The sequence below is a fragment of the Halopenitus sp. POP-27 genome, assembly GCF_029889855.1.
In the GTDB taxonomy this organism is placed as follows: domain Archaea; phylum Halobacteriota; class Halobacteria; order Halobacteriales; family Haloferacaceae; genus Halopenitus; species Halopenitus malekzadehii.
Map to the genome: position 1 here is coordinate 115,079 of NZ_JARANU010000002.1, position 15,659 is coordinate 130,737.

At 67.1% G+C, this 15,659-nt stretch carries 17 protein-coding genes; 10 read left to right on the top strand and 7 right to left on the bottom strand.

Annotated features, from left to right (window positions below; genetic code table 11):
• Positions 1-48 precede the first annotated feature (48 nt).
• Positions 49-1,422 carry an ATP-binding protein gene (locus OQF70_RS02295; protein WP_280535607.1) on the top strand — a complete coding sequence of 458 codons (1,374 nt, stop codon included), beginning with the start codon at positions 49-51 and terminating at the stop codon, positions 1,420-1,422.
• Positions 1,423-1,430: 8 nt separating this feature from the next.
• On the opposite strand, the gene OQF70_RS02300 is transcribed toward OQF70_RS02295, so the two are convergent.
• Positions 1,431-2,057, bottom strand: coding sequence for a hypothetical protein (locus OQF70_RS02300; RefSeq protein ID WP_280535608.1), 627 nt, complete (start codon positions 2,055-2,057; stop codon positions 1,431-1,433).
• 46 nt (positions 2,058-2,103) lie between these two features.
• Positions 2,104-2,649 (bottom strand): DUF1684 domain-containing protein, encoded by a 546-nt coding sequence (locus OQF70_RS02305; RefSeq protein WP_280535609.1) that lies wholly within the window; start codon positions 2,647-2,649, stop codon positions 2,104-2,106.
• 85 nt (positions 2,650-2,734) lie between these two features.
• On the opposite strand from OQF70_RS02305, the gene OQF70_RS02310 reads away from it, so the two are divergent.
• From OQF70_RS02310 to OQF70_RS02325, 4 genes are all read left to right on the top strand, one after another.
• Positions 2,735-3,226, top strand: a complete 492-nt coding sequence (locus tag OQF70_RS02310; RefSeq protein ID WP_280535610.1) for a CBS domain-containing protein — start codon at positions 2,735-2,737, stop codon at positions 3,224-3,226.
• A gap of 194 nt (positions 3,227-3,420) precedes the next feature.
• Complete coding sequence (locus tag OQF70_RS02315) at positions 3,421-4,341, top strand: EamA family transporter (protein ID WP_280535611.1); 921 nt, start codon at positions 3,421-3,423, stop codon at positions 4,339-4,341.
• Positions 4,342-4,452: 111 nt separating this feature from the next.
• Positions 4,453-5,112 (top strand): TrkA family potassium uptake protein, encoded by a 660-nt coding sequence (locus tag OQF70_RS02320; RefSeq protein WP_280535612.1) that lies wholly within the window; start codon positions 4,453-4,455, stop codon positions 5,110-5,112.
• A gap of 338 nt (positions 5,113-5,450) precedes the next feature.
• Positions 5,451-6,092 carry a hypothetical protein gene (locus tag OQF70_RS02325; RefSeq protein ID WP_280535613.1) on the top strand — a complete coding sequence of 214 codons (642 nt, stop codon included), beginning with the start codon at positions 5,451-5,453 and terminating at the stop codon, positions 6,090-6,092.
• Positions 6,093-6,351: 259 nt separating this feature from the next.
• On the opposite strand, the gene OQF70_RS02330 is transcribed toward OQF70_RS02325, so the two are convergent.
• Entirely contained in the window at positions 6,352-7,014 is a 663-nt protein-coding gene (locus OQF70_RS02330; protein ID WP_280535614.1) for a non-canonical purine NTP pyrophosphatase, read from the bottom strand.
• Between the two features lie 175 nt (positions 7,015-7,189).
• A complete protein-coding gene (locus OQF70_RS02335; RefSeq protein ID WP_280535615.1) occupies positions 7,190-8,266 on the bottom strand; it encodes an Lrp/AsnC family transcriptional regulator in 1,077 nt (358 codons plus the stop codon).
• A 114-nt stretch (positions 8,267-8,380) separates the two neighbouring features.
• Between OQF70_RS02335 and OQF70_RS02340 the strand changes: the two genes are divergently transcribed.
• The 4 genes from OQF70_RS02340 to OQF70_RS02355 all read left to right on the top strand — a co-directional run bounded on the left by OQF70_RS02340 (position 8,381) and on the right by OQF70_RS02355 (position 11,357).
• Positions 8,381-9,475, top strand: coding sequence for an anthranilate phosphoribosyltransferase (locus OQF70_RS02340; protein ID WP_280535616.1), 1,095 nt, complete (start codon positions 8,381-8,383; stop codon positions 9,473-9,475).
• 89 nt (positions 9,476-9,564) lie between these two features.
• Positions 9,565-10,071 (top strand): hypothetical protein, encoded by a 507-nt coding sequence (locus OQF70_RS02345; RefSeq protein WP_280535617.1) that lies wholly within the window; start codon positions 9,565-9,567, stop codon positions 10,069-10,071.
• Positions 10,072-10,113: 42 nt separating this feature from the next.
• A complete protein-coding gene (locus OQF70_RS02350) occupies positions 10,114-10,653 on the top strand; it encodes a DUF5812 family protein (RefSeq protein WP_245710129.1) in 540 nt (179 codons plus the stop codon).
• 89 nt (positions 10,654-10,742) lie between these two features.
• Positions 10,743-11,357, top strand: coding sequence for a TIGR00296 family protein (locus OQF70_RS02355; protein WP_280535618.1), 615 nt, complete (start codon positions 10,743-10,745; stop codon positions 11,355-11,357).
• A 4-nt stretch (positions 11,358-11,361) separates the two neighbouring features.
• Here the strand turns inward: OQF70_RS02355 and OQF70_RS02360 are convergent, their stop codons facing one another.
• Together OQF70_RS02360 and OQF70_RS02365 are read right to left on the bottom strand one after the other, a co-directional pair.
• Positions 11,362-12,522 (bottom strand): nicotinate phosphoribosyltransferase, encoded by a 1,161-nt coding sequence (locus OQF70_RS02360; RefSeq protein WP_280535619.1) that lies wholly within the window; start codon positions 12,520-12,522, stop codon positions 11,362-11,364.
• A 78-nt stretch (positions 12,523-12,600) separates the two neighbouring features.
• Entirely contained in the window at positions 12,601-14,400 is a 1,800-nt protein-coding gene (locus tag OQF70_RS02365; protein WP_280535620.1) for an Hvo_1808 family surface protein, read from the bottom strand.
• 153 nt (positions 14,401-14,553) lie between these two features.
• Between OQF70_RS02365 and OQF70_RS02370 the strand changes: the two genes are divergently transcribed.
• A complete protein-coding gene (locus tag OQF70_RS02370) occupies positions 14,554-15,126 on the top strand; it encodes an isochorismatase family cysteine hydrolase (RefSeq protein WP_280535621.1) in 573 nt (190 codons plus the stop codon).
• 54 nt (positions 15,127-15,180) lie between these two features.
• On the opposite strand, the gene OQF70_RS02375 is transcribed toward OQF70_RS02370, so the two are convergent.
• On the bottom strand, positions 15,181-15,585 hold the full coding sequence (locus OQF70_RS02375) for a universal stress protein (protein WP_280535622.1): 405 nt from the start codon (positions 15,583-15,585) through the stop codon (positions 15,181-15,183).
• Positions 15,586-15,659: the final 74 nt, after the last annotated feature.

Sequence of the window (15,659 nt, forward strand, 5' to 3'; positions counted from 1 at the left end):
GGGGGTGCTTCGACGCGCTTAAACGCCGCCCGTCCCAACTTTTGGGGGATGAGTGACCCGGCCCTCGACGTGGTCGAATTCGTGTTGACGACACATCTCTATTCGGACCGCCGTGATCTCGACGAGAACGACCTGCCGCCACGGTTTCGGCAGGTGTTCTGGACGGATACCCCGGGGGAGGACGGCCCCGGCGGCGTGGAGCGACCGCTCAAAGCCACCGACGACACAGTGCGCACCGCGACCGGCGTGGAACGTCCCTGGGATGCCGTCTCCGACCTGCTGTTCACGCAGCGAACCGACTTCTCCGGGGAGATCTCGCTTACCCAGCCCGAGATGGCCCTCGAATGGGTCCACGAACGCGCCGACGACGAACGGATCGCGACGAACCCGACGCTTGCGGCCGCCTTCGAGGATCACGACGACCTCGAGACGTCGGTCACCCACGAGGAGGCCCGCGAGGACACCCGCCCGATCCACGCCGACCGCGTCTGGATCGACGCCCTGCTCGACGAGTATTTCGACGAGGAGGAGGACGCGGAGATGCTCGATCTGGTCAACGTTCGCGCCCCTGAGGAGATCGAGACGACGCTCGAGGACCTGGTTCTCACCGGCGACCAGGAGGAGGAGATCCAGAAACTCGTCAAGGCGATCGAACACCGCGAGTATCTGGCGAGCATCGGCCTCCGGGAGATCGGAAAGCTCCTGTTCGTTGGCCCCCCTGGAACCGGGAAAACGACCATCTCGAGGGCGCTGGCACACGAGCTTGGCCTGCCGTTCGTCGAGGTGAAGCTCTCGATGATCACGAGCCAGTACCTCGGCGAGACGGCCAAAAACGTCGAGAAGACCTTCGAGGTCGCAAAGCGACTCTCCCCGTGTATCCTCTTCATCGACGAGTTCGACTCGGTCGCGAAGACGCGCCGGTCGGACGAACACGCCGCGCTCAAACGCGCGGTCAACACGCTGCTCAAGTCGATCGACGACATCTCGCTGATCCGCGATGAGGTGTTGCTCATCGGTGCAACGAATCACCCCGATCAGCTGGATGCGGCCGCGTGGCGACGATTCGACGAGATCGTCAACTTCCCCAAGCCCGACCGGGAGATGCGGGCGGACATCCTTCGGATCGTCACCGAGGAGATGGACATCGCGGACTTCGATCCCGAGGAGATCGCCGAATCGACCGCGGGACTGACGGGGTCGGACCTCCGAATGGTCCTTCGTGAGGCCGTCCTCCGCGCGCTGACCGAGGACCGAATGACCCTCACCCAGGAGGACGTCGTCGCCGCCGTCGAGGACTTCGAAGAACGGGACAACCTGAAGAACATGGACATGATCGACGGAGAGGGCGCCGAAATCGTCGGCGACGGCGGCTCCGGCTCACACGACCACGACGACGAGGGCACCGGCCACACCCACGACTAGCCGCCCCGTCAGGTATCCGCCGAGTCGTCAGGTGACGTTCCCAGCGCGCTCACACGGACCTCGTGTGTTCGCGGCCGGGTATCGGCTGCGTCCGACCGCGATCGGCTCTGGTCTCGAGGAGCGGTCTCTCCCTCGATGGTGATGGGGACCGTCTCCGCGATCCGACCGCGAACCGTGTCCCGCCAGTCGGCGACCGCAGCGGCGTGTCGGCTTCGGTGCGTCTCGATGTCGTAGGCGTCACGAGCACGGAGCGCGTCCTCGGTGTCGTCCGGATCGGGATACGGCGGTGGATCGATGACCAGATCCCGAGGACGGATGTGGACCGCTTCGGTCGACTCCCTCCCGGATTCCGAACTCGCCTCCGGGTGCGGGGGGTCCACGCTCCCCGCGACCGTGCCATCGCCGTCCGCCGGGGCCGCATCGCGGTCTTTGGCCGCAGCCGCATCGTGAAGCCGTGCACGCATCCGTCCTGAGAACGGGGGTGTGACTCGGAGGACCGTTCGTCGACGACTCCGCTCTCGGGCTTCGAGCGCCGTCACGACGTCGGCGGCGTGGACGACGACGACGCGGATGCGTGTCGGATCGGCGGACCGTGTCGCGGAATCATCAGTGTGTTCCGTGGGATCTGTGGGCATACAACGTGGTACGGCGTGGAAACCCAAATTTCCGTAGGGAACAGGGTCACCAGGGCGGCGTTCGTTCGCCGGCGTACACGGCGATCTCGAGCCAGTTCTCCTCGGGCGGAAGCGGACACGAGAACGTCTCGGTGTACGCACAGAAGGGGTTGTACGCCAGGTTGAAGTCGATCGTGACCTCGTCGCCGTCGACGAGGTCCCCCTCCGGTTCGAGTTCGATGTAGCGCCCGTTGTGGTAGGTCTCCTGGCCGGTCGTCTTGTCACGGAAGGGAATGAACAGGGCCGCGTCCTCGTCACCCTCCTGGCGGTAGGCCGCGAGCGTCAGATCCGCGCCGTTCAGCTCGAACGCGAACGTGACGACGCGAAGGTACCGGACGTTCGGTCCGGCGGTCGTCTCGAGTTCGATCGGCTCGGGATCCTCGTGAACCGTGACGGTCGCCGAAACCCGGGAGTCGGGATCGGGATCGAAATACGCCAATCCGTCGAAGTCGTCCCGGCGTTCCGGCGGGATCGGTGACTGGGGATGCTCGGCGAAGAACTCGTCCTTCTCCGCGCGGCTCTCACGGACGCGGCTCGCGTAGTCGTCGGTCATACCCCGATGTTGACCGTCGATCCGTATGAGCGATGGGATCCGATGTGACCGAGAGTTTACCTTCCGGGCCGACCGAGAGGAACGTATGCAGGCCCGCGATCTGATGATCACGGACGTACAGACGGTGTCGCCGGACGACGACGTCGCGGACGTACTCAAGCGGTTTGCTCGCGTCTCGTTCTCCGGATTTCCGGTGATCGATGACGAGCGGTACCTCCTCGGGATCGTCTCCGAATCCGACCTCGTCGACCTCTTTGAGCCCGAGGACGAAACGCTCTGGATCCCGATCGGCTTCCCGCCGTTCGTCGACACGCTCACCTACCAGATCGACGTCCCGTGGAACGACATCGACACGGGCCTCGATTTCGTTCGCGAATCCGGCCGTCCGATCTCGAAGGTGATGACGACCGACGTCGTCACGGTGGAGCCCGATGCCGACGCTGAAACCGTTCTCGACCTGCTTTCCGGAGATCCGGACGTAAACCGGGTTCCGGTCGTCGACGCGGACGGTCGACTCGTCGGACTCATCGCCAGACAGGACGTCATTCGGGCGTTGCGTGACCGCGGATTGGACTGACCCGCAGAAATCGCAACGTACACGGCCGTATCAGTCACACACGGTCTTGTAACTCCGTACACGGCCGTATCGCCCCGTACACGGTCGGAGCCGCCGCGACGGCGATCGGAGAAACGGCTCTCCGCAACCCGGGCGGATCCGGCTCGAAGTTCGGTCTTCGAAACCCTCAGGGTGAACCCCTCCGCAGTGGGGATGTGCGCAGCTACCGAAACCTCCTCCTGTTCCTCCTGCTTGCGACCCTCTGGGGGTCGGCGTTTATGGCGATCAACGCCGGACTCGAGTACTTCCCGCCCGTCCTGTTCGCGGCGTTTCGATACGACGTGGCAGCGGTCGTGATGCTCGGATACGCCGCGCTGATCGTCGATGACCCGATTCCGCGAACGCGCGGCGAGTGGACGCTCGTGGCGATCGGCGGCGTCCTTCTCATCGCCGCCTACCACGTCTTCCTGTTCATCGGCGAGTCGGATCCTCACGTGACGAGCGCGGTCGCCGCGGTGCTCGTGAGTCTGTCGCCGGTCTTGACGACCGTCTTCGCTCGCGGGTTCCTTCCGGAGGAACGGTTGACGATCGTCGGAACGGTTGGGCTCCTGTTCGGACTGGGCGGCGTGATCGTGCTCACCAACCCCGACCCTGGATCCCTTCTCGGCGACGGAGCCGTTCCGAAGCTCCTCGTGTTCCTCGCCGCCGCATCCTTCGCGCTCGGAACCGTTCTCACGCGAACCGTCGACGCTCAGCTGCCGATCGAGACGATGGAGGCATGGTCGATGCTGATCGGTGCGGCGATTATGCATATCGTCTCGATCGGCCTCGGCGAATCGGTCGGCGACGTCGTCTGGTCCTCCGAAGCGATCCTCGCGTTGGGATATCTCTCGATCGCCGCCAGCGCGATCGGGTTCTTGGTCTTCTTTGACCTCCTCGAACGCCTCGGTCCGATCGAGATCAACCTCGTCTCGTACGTCGCGCCGGTGTTCGCCGCGCTTTCGGGATGGGTGTTCCTCGATGAGATCATCACGATCGCGACCGTTCTCGGCTTTCTCCTCATCTTCTGCGGCTTCCTCCTCGTGAAACGGGAGGCCATCCGCGCGGAGATCGTCCGATACCGGTCCACCGGGTGAGCCGTCGACTCCCCGGTCGGGCGTATCGTGATCTCCCTCCGCTCCGAGACGTTGCCGTATCGTGGTAACATCTCGCATAGGTTTTTGGTGCCGGTCGCCGTACGGCGAGGTATGCTAATCCTCGTCGTCGGATTCGGACGGGTCGGCGCACGGACTGCGCGGGTACTCGACGCGGAGGGCCACGACGTCCGTGTCGTCGACAACGACCGCGAGAAGGTCCACAGAGCTCGGGAGAGAGGGTTCCACGTCACCGACGGCGACGGCAGCGTTCGGTCGGTCCTCGAGGAGGCAGGGATCGACGATGCCCGCGCCGTCGGTGGGCTCACCGGTTCGGTCGAGACGAACCACCGGATCTGTCGGATCGGGTCGACGTACGACTGCCGGACCGTAATGCGGCTGAGTGAAGACGTCGAACGCGACACGTACGAGCGGTACGAGAAGGATGCCGATGCGGTCATCTACCCTGAGCGGTTCGGCGCTGCGGGCGCCAAAACCGCGATCCTCGGCGGCGACTTCAACGCTCTCGACGACCTGACTGAGGGGCTCCAGCTGCTCACCGTGACCGTCACTGCAAGCGCACCGGTTATCGGGGATCACGTCAACGAGGTCGACCTGGGGGATCACGGCCGCATCTACGCACACGGTCGCGACGGCGACCCCCTGACGATCCCGCTCCCGGGGACGGCGATCGAGGCTGGAGACAGGCTCGCGCTGCTCGTCGCGACCGGTTCGATCGAGGACGTCGAAGCGACGCTGATCGGGACCGCGTGAGCGAAGTTCGGATTGACCAGGGCCGACGAACGGGTGTGTAGCCCTGAACGAGCGTGTGACGGGGGGCGCGCGGGGTGAGGATGGGGGGAAACTGTGGATTCGCGCGCCCAGTCGATTCGGGATTCCCGACGCCCATAAACCCACGTCAGACGCGCGGCGGTCGTCCGGCTGAACCGTCGGTCACCGACGGCTTCGATCGTGGTGGCGCCGTCGTAAATCGGATATCCGATCGGCCCGTGTTCGGGAGTGTGCACTGGAGCGACCTCTTCGATCGACCGCCGACGGGAGTCACACGTTCGGATGTTCGCGACGCGCTCGCGGCGCGACGCTCATCACCGGTGGATGACGAGATCTCGGAGTCGCCGGCGGACGATCGAACGAGCGAGACAGGGGACGCTTGCGACGACTCGGCGGACGATGGTGACGACTCGGCGGACGATGGTGACGACTCGGCGGACGATGGTGACGACTCGGCGGACGATGGTGACGACTCGGCGGACGATGGTGATGGTCCCGATCCCTCGATCGCGCGGATCGTTGTCGACGCGGACGTACTGGCGGCCGACCTCCTCGTCGGCGGCGAGGCACGCGCCGCGTTGGACCGGATCCGTGGTCACTCGTGGCTCACCATCGTCGCGACCCCCGACCTCCTTGCGGACGCGCAGGCAGTCATCAGCGATCTCGCGGGTCTCGAGCTCGCGTCCGCGTGGCGGTCGCTTGCGGCGGACCGTTTCGTCGTCGTCGATCAACCACCCGGCGACCATCCCGCACTCGCGGCGGCGTACCGCGGCGGCGCGATGCACGTGCTCTCCTTCGATCCAGATCTGACCGGCGTCGCTGCGGGGGTGGCACTCCGTGACCGGGTCGACCTAAGCGTTCGGGAACCGCGGGCGTTCACGGCGGTATTCGACCCCGAACGCCTGTACCCGACGGTGGTCGGTGGCGAGTATCCGGGGTCGGACCGTGACCCTCACGAGTGATCGGCTCACGGTCGAACCGTAACGACGATCACGGCCCTGCCGTGGCGATGCCGGGGACACTCTGACCGTGGGTCGGCGTCAGTGGCGAACAGGCGACACGGGTGCGCGGTGGGGAGGATCCCCGACCCGACGCCGCGTGTCGCACGATCGCGGAGACGTCGGGACGGTTTCGTCGAGCACGCGGCGGGGTGCTTCCCGATCACGGATATACCTCCGGGCGGGATCGCCGGTTGCTCGTGTTGAATCCGGTGTCCGCCCGCTACCGCTGGGCGAACCACTCGGCGAACTTCGCGAGCGCACGGCCGCGGTGGGAGACCGCGTTCTTGCGCTCGGTGTCCATCTCGGCGAACGTCGTCCCATCGTGTTCGAAGATCGGATCGTACCCGAAGCCGCCGTCGCCGCGCGGAGCGACGATCGTTCCCGGAACGTACCCCTCGAAGAGCTTCACCGGGAGAGCGGACCGATCGTCGGTGGCGTCGGCCTGGGCGGACGTTTCGTCGGCGGCGTCGTCGGGACCGGCCGTGGCCGCGGCGGCCACTCGGTCGTCACGATCGATCGGGTCGGGCGTGGCCGCGAACTCCTCGCCGTCACAGTAGGCCAACACGCACCGGAACGCGGCGCTTCGATCCGGCAGGTCGGCGGCGACGTCCCAGACGCCGTCGACGCCGAGCGTGTCCTCGACGTACGAGGAGTACGGCCCCGGGAACCCATCGATCCCGTCGATGAACAGCCCGGCGTCGTCGACCAGCACGGGGTCGCCGGCGTGGCGATACGCCTCCCGCGCACCGTGGGCAGCGATCGGCCCGAGATCGTCGCTTTGGATCTCGGTATAATCGTACTCGAGGCGGTCGATCGAGCCCGACGAGAGGTACGATTCGGCCTCCCGGACCTTCCCGGGATTGGTCGTCACGTAGGTGAGCATACCGGAGGCTCGCCCAGCGGACACGAATAGCCGTCGGTCCCGGATGACCGGAGCAGGCCTCGACGGTCCGACGGTTCGGTGGTTCGAGGGTTCGGTGGTTCGAGGGTTCGGTGGTTCGAGGGTTCGGTGGTTCGAGGGTTCCGCGGTTCCATCGGTTCGACGGGGGCGGGGACGGCTATGCCTCCGAGAGGAGCTCCTCGTACCGCGCACCGGTCTGTTTCAGCGTCTCCGTCGAGTAGAGCCGTTCGTGGGGTACCGGGAGGTAGTCGGCGGCGAGTTCGTCGATCTTCGCGTCCACCGCCTCGGCCTCGCGACCGTGAATCATCGTGAACAGGTTGTACGGCCAATCCTGCTCGGGGCGTCGCGGCCGGTGGTAACACAACGTCACGTACGGCAGGCTGCCCACGCGTTCGCCGTACTCGTCGAGGTCCGCGTCGGGCACGTCCCAGACGACCATACAGTTGTTCCGGAAGCCGGTGACGACGTGGTTGACGACGCAGCCGATCCGTTTGATACAGCCGTCAGCCAACAGTCGCCGGATCGCGGCACGAACCGCCGCAGACGATGCGTCGATCCCGGTGGAGGACGAGTTGATGTCCGCGGCGACGTCCCGGTAGGGCGTCGCCGACAGCGGAAAGCCGTCCTGGATGGCGACGAGGAGGTCCGCCTCCAGCGGCGACAGGTCCCCGCGCGCGTCCTCGGAGATCCGGGTCGCCGAGGCATCCTCGCCGGCGACGGATTCGCGAGCAAACCGATCGCCGTTGACCACGGGGAATTCGAGATCGATGTAGTAGTCGGTGAGCATCGGGAGCGTGAGCACGGAACAGCCGGTCTCCGACTCGATCGCCGAGAGGATGTCGTCGCGTCGTGTCCGGGATCCGGCGGTGACGACGAACCACATGTTCCACTCGTGGTCGCGGCGGTAGTTGTGGTTCACCTGCCGGTGGCCGTTCACCGTTTCGGCGATTTCCTCGAACCGGTCCGCGGGCGCCTGCACCGCGGCCAGCGTCGAGGATCCGATGACCGGCGGATTGAGGACGGCGCCGAACCGGCGAAAGACGCCCGCCTCCCGGAGGTCACGGACGCGCTCGAGGATCTCGTTCCCGTCGACGTCGTGGCCCGTCTCCGCAGCGATCGCGTCCGCGACGGTCTCGAAGGGACGGTCGACGACCGGGAACCCGCTCTGGTAGCCGTCGATGAGCGCGGCGTCGACGGCGTCGAGGTCGGCACGCCAGTCGGCATCGAGGGTCATTACCCCCGGTATGGTCGGGGCGTACCTACGGCTTTCGGAGTGGTAGTTCGGTCAAGGGCCGTGCTCGTGGCCGGCGAGCGGGACGCTTTTGCGCACGGCGATCGAACTCGGCGTATGGCGAACGCGACCCTCGAGTTCGGCGAGTGGCCCCTCGAACGGCTGATGACCGAGGTCTGCGGCTCAGGCCCCAAATCGGCGGAAGACCTGACGCGCGAGCAGGCGACGGAGGCGTTCGAGCGCATCCTCGCCGACGAACCCGACCCGACGACGCTTGGTGCGTTCTGGCTCGCGAACCGGTGGAAGAAGAACACGCCCGAGGAGCTTGCGGCGTTCACCGACGTGATGTGCGAGCGCGTCGACTACGCCGAACCGGACGCCGATCCGGTCGACTGCGGCGCCAACTACGACGGGAAGGGCGATACCGCGATTCTCGGCGCCGCGGCGGGGATCGTCGCCGCCGCCGCCGGCACCCCGGTCGTGGCCCACTCCGGCGACCGCGTGCCGACCCAAAAGCAGGACGCCTACAAGCACGTCCTCGACGAACTCGGCGTCGCGACCGAGCTCACGCCCCGCGACTCCGCAGCGATGGTTGACGAGACCGGCTTCGGGTTCTATTACGAGCCGGCGTTCAACCCCGCGATCGACGACCTTCACGACCGGCGCGAGCGGATGGGCGTCCGCACGTTCGTGAACACGATCGAGACGCTCGCGAATCCCGCGGGCGCGGACGTTCACCTGGGATCCTTCTATCACCTCGCGTTCGCGAAGAAGATCTGTGACACGTTCGCGACGAGTCGGTTCCACGACCTCGATCGGGTGATCATGTTCCAGGGGATGGAGGGCTACGACGACATCCGTCCCGGCTACACGAAGGTCGCCGAGTGGAACGCTGCTGCCGACGACGCCACTGATGCCGACGACGGCCCGACGTTCACGGATTACGAGATCGAGACGGCCGAGTACGGGATGGACTTCGAGACGGACGACCTGGCGGTCGACGACGTCGCGGCGGACTCGGCGGCGATCACCGAGGCCGTCCTCGAGGGCGACCGAACCGACCGCTTCGCGGACGCGATCGCGCTCAACGCCGCGTTCCGGATCTACGCTCGTGACGACGTCGAGACGCTCGCGGACGGGCTGACGGCGGCACGCGAGGCGATCGACGACGGATCCGCCGCCGCGGTTCTCGAGGAACTGCGGGCGTTCTGACGGCCGCGGCCCGGTGACGGGTTGCTGGTCGATCCGCGCCTTGGACCGAGGTCGCGGGATTTATCGCTCGAGGACTCGAAGTCCGGGCGATGACCGAGGCGTATCGCGGGGCGCTCGGCGCGTTTCCGTACGCGGTTCGCGCCAGCGACTCGTGGTTCTTCCGCGTGTACTGGCTCGTCGGCTCGCTGGCCGCACTGTTCATCGCCCTCGTGGTCGGGATGGGGCTGATCGTCGAGCTGGCTCGAACCGCCGACCTGGTTCGTGGCGGCCTCGTCTCGTTCTCCCGATCGCTGTTCGTGCTCGTCGGGTTCCTCGCGGTCGGGCCCCTCGTCGCTCCCGTGTTGCTCGTGGCGCGGCGCCACCGGCTCGGGACCGCCGTTCACCGACAGTACGACCAGGCGCTTGCGGCGTGTGGATACGCGTTCCTCGCGTCCCTGTACCTCGCACTCGTGATCTCCGCGCCGCCGGAGTTCCAGACGCCGACCGACTCGACGGTGTTGGCGCTGTTGTACGCCGCACACCCGCTGTTCGGTCTCCTCCCGCCGTTCGTCGCCGCCGCCGTGATGATCCTCGCCCATCGACGCCTCGGCGGGTGACGGCTCGAAACGCCGAAAAGGGTTGACCGTCTATCGAACCGTATGACCGACAAGGAGCCCCCGACGACGCCCGCCGGCGGGGACGCTGACGGCACGGCGACCGACGACGTCCCCGCCGACGGCAAGGCCGGAACGTTCCTCGTGACCCACGCCGACACGGATTCGGCGGTGCTCAAGGACGTCCACGACGGGCAGGTGCATACCGTGAGCTCGAACCCCGGCGTCGAGACCGAGGACGTGCTCGAGGCCACGATCGCCCCCGATCCGCCGCTTGAGGTGACCTACCAGGTCGTCGCCGTCGACCGGCGTCGAACGGTCCCGATCCAGACGAGCGAGGAACCACCGACGACCCAGGAGCGGTCGATCGCCGCCGACCAGCCCGTCGGCGAGCTCACGCGGGAGCCCCGGGCAGGCGACGGCGAACTCCACGTACTCACGGTACCCGAGGATGCCACCGAGGAGGCCGTCTCCGACGTCGCCGAGGACCGGGAGGCAACGCTTTCTCGAGCCGCCAGGCTGGGCGTAAACCGGGTCGAGATCCGCTCGGAGCCCGGCCTCGTGAGCGTTCGCTACCTCCCGTGATTGACGCCACGCGTCGTCGTGATCGGATCCTTCATCATCGTCCACTCGGAAGGAACACGTTCAAGTCGCCAGCCCGCTTGTGATCGGATATGTCCGAGGCTCAGGCCGTTCGGCTCTCTTACGAGGACGGCGCGCGAGCGGTCGAACTGGCGCGTGAATCAGTCGAATCGTTCGTACGACACGGCCAGCGTGAGCAGCCGGGCAGTATGCGCGACGCCTTCTACAACCGCACCGGCGCGTTCGTCCGTCTGCAGTCAACGCGCGGCCGCGGTCGACTCCGCGGCTGTGCCGGAACCTACAGCGAGGGCGACCAGCTCGGCCACGCGATCGTCGACGCGGCGATCACCGCTGCCTCCGACGATTCCTGCGGTTCGGAGGTCGGCCCCAAAGAGCTCGACTCGTTGCAGATCTCGGTGTGTATCGTCTCCCAGACGACGCTCACGGACGATCCGATCGCGGATATCGAGCTCGGGGTCCACGGCGTCGCGATCGACGCCGACGGGAGCCACGGCTGGATGTACCCGATGTTGCCCGTCGAGAACGACTGGTCGGCAGCCGAGTTCCTCTCGCGTGCCTGCCGGAAGGCCCAGCTGCCCCCAAACGCCTGGCAGGAGGATGACACGATGGTGACGCTCATCGAGGGACAGGTCTTCCGAGAGCGCGAGGACGGCGGCGCAGTCGAGGCGTTCTCGACCGAGAACTGACGGACTACTCCTCGGACCCGTATCCGACTCGATCGGCGTCGACCAGCGCCCGCTCCGCGGCCGCATCGAGGTCGAATGACCGGTCGTCGACGAGTTCGCCGTCCCGGAGCAGCGGCTCCAACAGCGGCTCGCCGTCCGCTGGACCCTCCCGGTCGGCAAGGCCGACGTGGTGGCCCCCGTCAGCCGTCCGGTAGACCTGCTTGCGCCCCGAGAGCTTGCCCCGTTTCGCGGCGGGCTCACCCCCGACGTTCACGATGTCGAGCGCGAAGTCGACCGGGTCGGCGTTCGAGACGTAGCCGCCGACGCCGAACCCGTCCGCGACGTCGCGAAGTCGGCGGAGATCGGCAGGATCGAGCCCGCCGGAGACGTACACGTCGACGTCCTCGTGGCCCCGCGCGTCGAGTTCCCACTGAATCTCGCGGACGATGTGTCGGAAGTCGCCGCGCCGGGATCCGGTCGTGTCGAGACGGACGCCGTCGAGGTCGTCGCCGAGTTCCCGGACGGCCCGTATGACCTCATCCTTCTCGTCGGAGTAGGTGTCACAGAGCGCGATCCGCGGCACGTCGGCGTCGACCTCGTCGGCGAAGGCCCGCCAGGCTGCCTCCTGGTTTCCGTTCCCGAAACAGATGACGAGCGCGTGCGGCATCGTCCCCGAGGCCTCCCGGCCGATCACGTCGCCGGCGGCGACGTGGGAGAACCCGTCGAATCCGGCCACGAGCGCCGATCGTTCGACCGTCGCGGTCATCGCCGGATGGACGTGTCGGGCGCCGAAGGAGAGCACCGCCGACTCCGGCGCGGCGATCCGACAGTCGAGCGCCGCGGTCGCGATCCCCGACGCGTGCGACAGGAACCCCAAAAGCGACGTCTCGAAGCGGCCGAACTCGAGATAGCGTCCCTCGATCCGCATCACGGGGCCGCCGTCGAACAGCCGGCCTTCGGGGATCGCGTCGACGTCGACGTCGAGCCCCGAGAGGAGTTCGACCGCGTTCTCCAGCCCGGCGAACAGCTCGAAGTCACCGTCCGGAAACTGGTCCGCGGTCACCTCGGCGACCACCCGAGGGTTTCGGCCGGCGGCCGCCAGTACCTGCTCGGTTCGGTCGAAATACGCGTCCGTCGCCCGACCCTCCCGGATCGCGTCGGCGCCGACGATGTCGAACTCGCTCATACGGGACGGTTCGCCCGCGCCGGCAAAAAGCCATCCGTCGCCGCCCCCCGCCGATCCACAGCGGCGATGATCGGTCGCTCAGGGTCGTCGCCGACCCAGTAGAAGCGTCGCGAGAACGACCGCCGTCAGCGCGGCGACCGCGGCGCCGACCCCGAATCCGGGCGTCCGCTCCGCCGTCGGGTCGGTCTCGGTCGGCGTCGCGTCGCCGGTCGTCGGATCGTCCGGGATCGAGGGCGGGATCCCGCCGTCGTCCGTCTCGGGTTCGGCCGTCGGCTGGGCCGGATCGATGTCGGGCCGAATGTCGAAGACGGCCTGAGGGGTAGGTGCGTGAACGATCGTCACCCGCGTGTCGTTCCGCTCGATCGCGTAGGCGCCGCTGAACCCACCGTCGGCGACGTACCGCGTACCGTCCTCGCGACGGACCGGGTCGTGGGCCGCGAGCATTCGCCGGTAGGTCGCCTGGAACTGCCTGGCGTCGGTCGACGACCGCCACTCGGTGACCCAGACGTAGCCGTCACGCTCGGCCGTCCCCTCGTCGTTCCGGTAGGGGAACAGCCGGTCACCGGCCCACCCGGCGGTGGACGGATGGTTGTAGTTGTAGACGGACTCGGGGTGTGAAGTCTCGAACAACACCGATCGCCAGTCGAACGTGTCCGCGCCGTACTCGCGGCTCTGGTACCAGAACATCGTGAACATCGATGCCTCGCCGACGGTGTCGGAGCCGTTCACGCCCTGATCGGGATAGGTCCGCCAGCCGTTCCGTGCGGTGTCGGTGAACGTGATGTTCGCGGGGTGGCGTGGCTCGCGGTGGATCGTCTCCGCGGTCGTGGTCGGCGGGTTCTCCATCCGCTCCGCGACGCCGCTCCAGCCCTCCTCGTCGATGATGTCGGCGACGTACGCCGGACCGTCCGAGTACGGCTGGAACACCGTCAGGTAGACGCCCCAGTTCTCGGGACTGCTTCCGCTCCCCCCGTCGCCGTCGTCGTTCGGGGTCGGCAGACACTGCCACTCGTCGGCCGCACACCGCTCGCGGTAGCGGTTCTCCACGTAGGACGCCTCGCCCTCGACGATCCCGTTGACGGCGAGCTCCGTGTCCTGGGTCCGTCCGGCGTATCGCGGGTCCGAGAGGTTGTGATACTGGTCCTGCATCGCGTGGGTCAACTCGTGAACCAGCGTGGCCTCGTCGATCCGGATAGTCTCTCCCTCGGGAACCACGATCACGATCCGGTCCCCGGCGGGCGAGTAGAACCCGGCGACCGACCCCGAGAGCGTCCCTTGGATCGCCTGCTCGGAGGACCCGCTCTCGCCGACGATGAACAGGGCCTTCCAGACCTGGTCGTTCCAGCGGTTGAACGTGCTGGCGTTCCCGGTCGTGGATGCGTTCCCGTCCGCGCTCGTGTTCCCGTCCGCGGACGTGTTCTCGTCGCCGGCGTCGGATCCGGAATCGGCGCTCGTGAACGTCGCCGCGTACTCCTCGCGCGTCATCGTCTCGACGGGCACCGAGCGGTTGAAACTCCGATTTCGGACGTACTCGACGCGCGCCATCCCGCGATGAACGAGGTCGGTGAGCTCAGCCTCCGAGAGGCCGTCAGAGGGGTCGACGTCGAGGTCGGCATCGTGACAGACGCCGCCCCAGTACCCGATCGTCTCGTTTGTGGCCGCAGTACACGTCCCGTCGACCTGTGACGATCCTGCCGGACGTGCGGGGCCCGGAGGATCGGCGCTGACCGTCTCGGGAGCGGGAGCGGCGACCGTCGCGGGCTGCTCCATCTCCTCGACCGATCCGGCCGACGCGACGGGAGTGGCGGACGCTGCGACCGGACCCACGAGCGCGGTAAGACACAGCACGGCGACGAAGAGGCTGAGAACCCGTCGCATACCGGGTCATAGGCACAGGGGCGTAAGTACCTTACCGAACTGACGAGCGGAGCACCGATCAGCGGAGCACCGATCAGCGGAGCACCGACGATCGGACGGATCGCGGTCGAGCGACGGGGAACGGTTTTTGCGGTCCTCGATCAACCGATCGATATGCGCTTCGATCCGAGCGAGACCGCGGTCGTGGTCGTCGACATGCAGAACGGCTTCTGTCACCCCGACGGCAGCCTGTATGCGCCGCCCAGCGGGGAGGCGATCGAGCCGGTCGCAACCCTCGTCGAACGCGGGCGCAAAGCGGGGTCCCGGATCGTGTTCACGCGTGACGTCCATCCGCCCGAGCAGTTCGAGGACGCCCACTACTACGACGAGTTCGACCGGTGGGGCGAACACGTTACGGAGGGGTCCTGGGAGGCCGAGATCGTCGACGATCTATCGGTCCGGGCGGACGACCACGTCGTCGAGAAGCACACCTACGACGCGTTCCACCGGACCGACCTCGAGGGGTGGCTGTCCGCGCGCGGTATCCGCGATCTGGTGATCTGTGGGACGCTGGCGAACGTCTGCGTCCTCCACACCGCCGGAAGCGCGGGGCTCCGCGACTTCAAACCCGTCGTCGTCGAGGACGCGTTGGGCTACATCGAGGCGGACCATCGCGAGTACGCCGTCGATCACGCCGACTGGCTGTTCGGGGAGACGACGACGCTCTCGGACGTCGAGTTCGAGTGACGGGCACGCAGGCAGGATCGCTGGCGAACTCGGGCAGGAGTATCGGAGCGCGGCTCAGGAGTCGTCGACGGTGACGACCTCGCAGTCGAGCTTCTCGCGCAGAAACTCGTCGATGTCCGGGTCGGAGAACACTTTCCGGAGGGTCCGACGCCATCGACTCGCCTGTCGGGACCCGATCACGACGACGTCGGCTCCCTCGGCGGCGACCTCCTCGAGGATCGACTCCTCGACGAGGAACCCCTTGCGAACGACGTACCGAGCCCGGTCGAGCGTCCCGAACTCCCGCTCGACGGCCCGCTTCAGGTCGACGCGCGTGACGTTGTGGCTGTCCTGATAGAGATCGACGTGAAGCACCGTCAGGGCCGCCTCGCGGTCCTCGGCGATCCGGGTCGCCTCTCGGAGCGTGGCCGCGGAGTTGCTCGTCAGCGGGTACCGAACGGGGACCACGACGAGGGTCATACCCGACACCTCGCCCGCCCGTTACAAGACCCTGCCGTTCCCTGACCGTGGTGCCGGTTTCGGTGGCACTCACG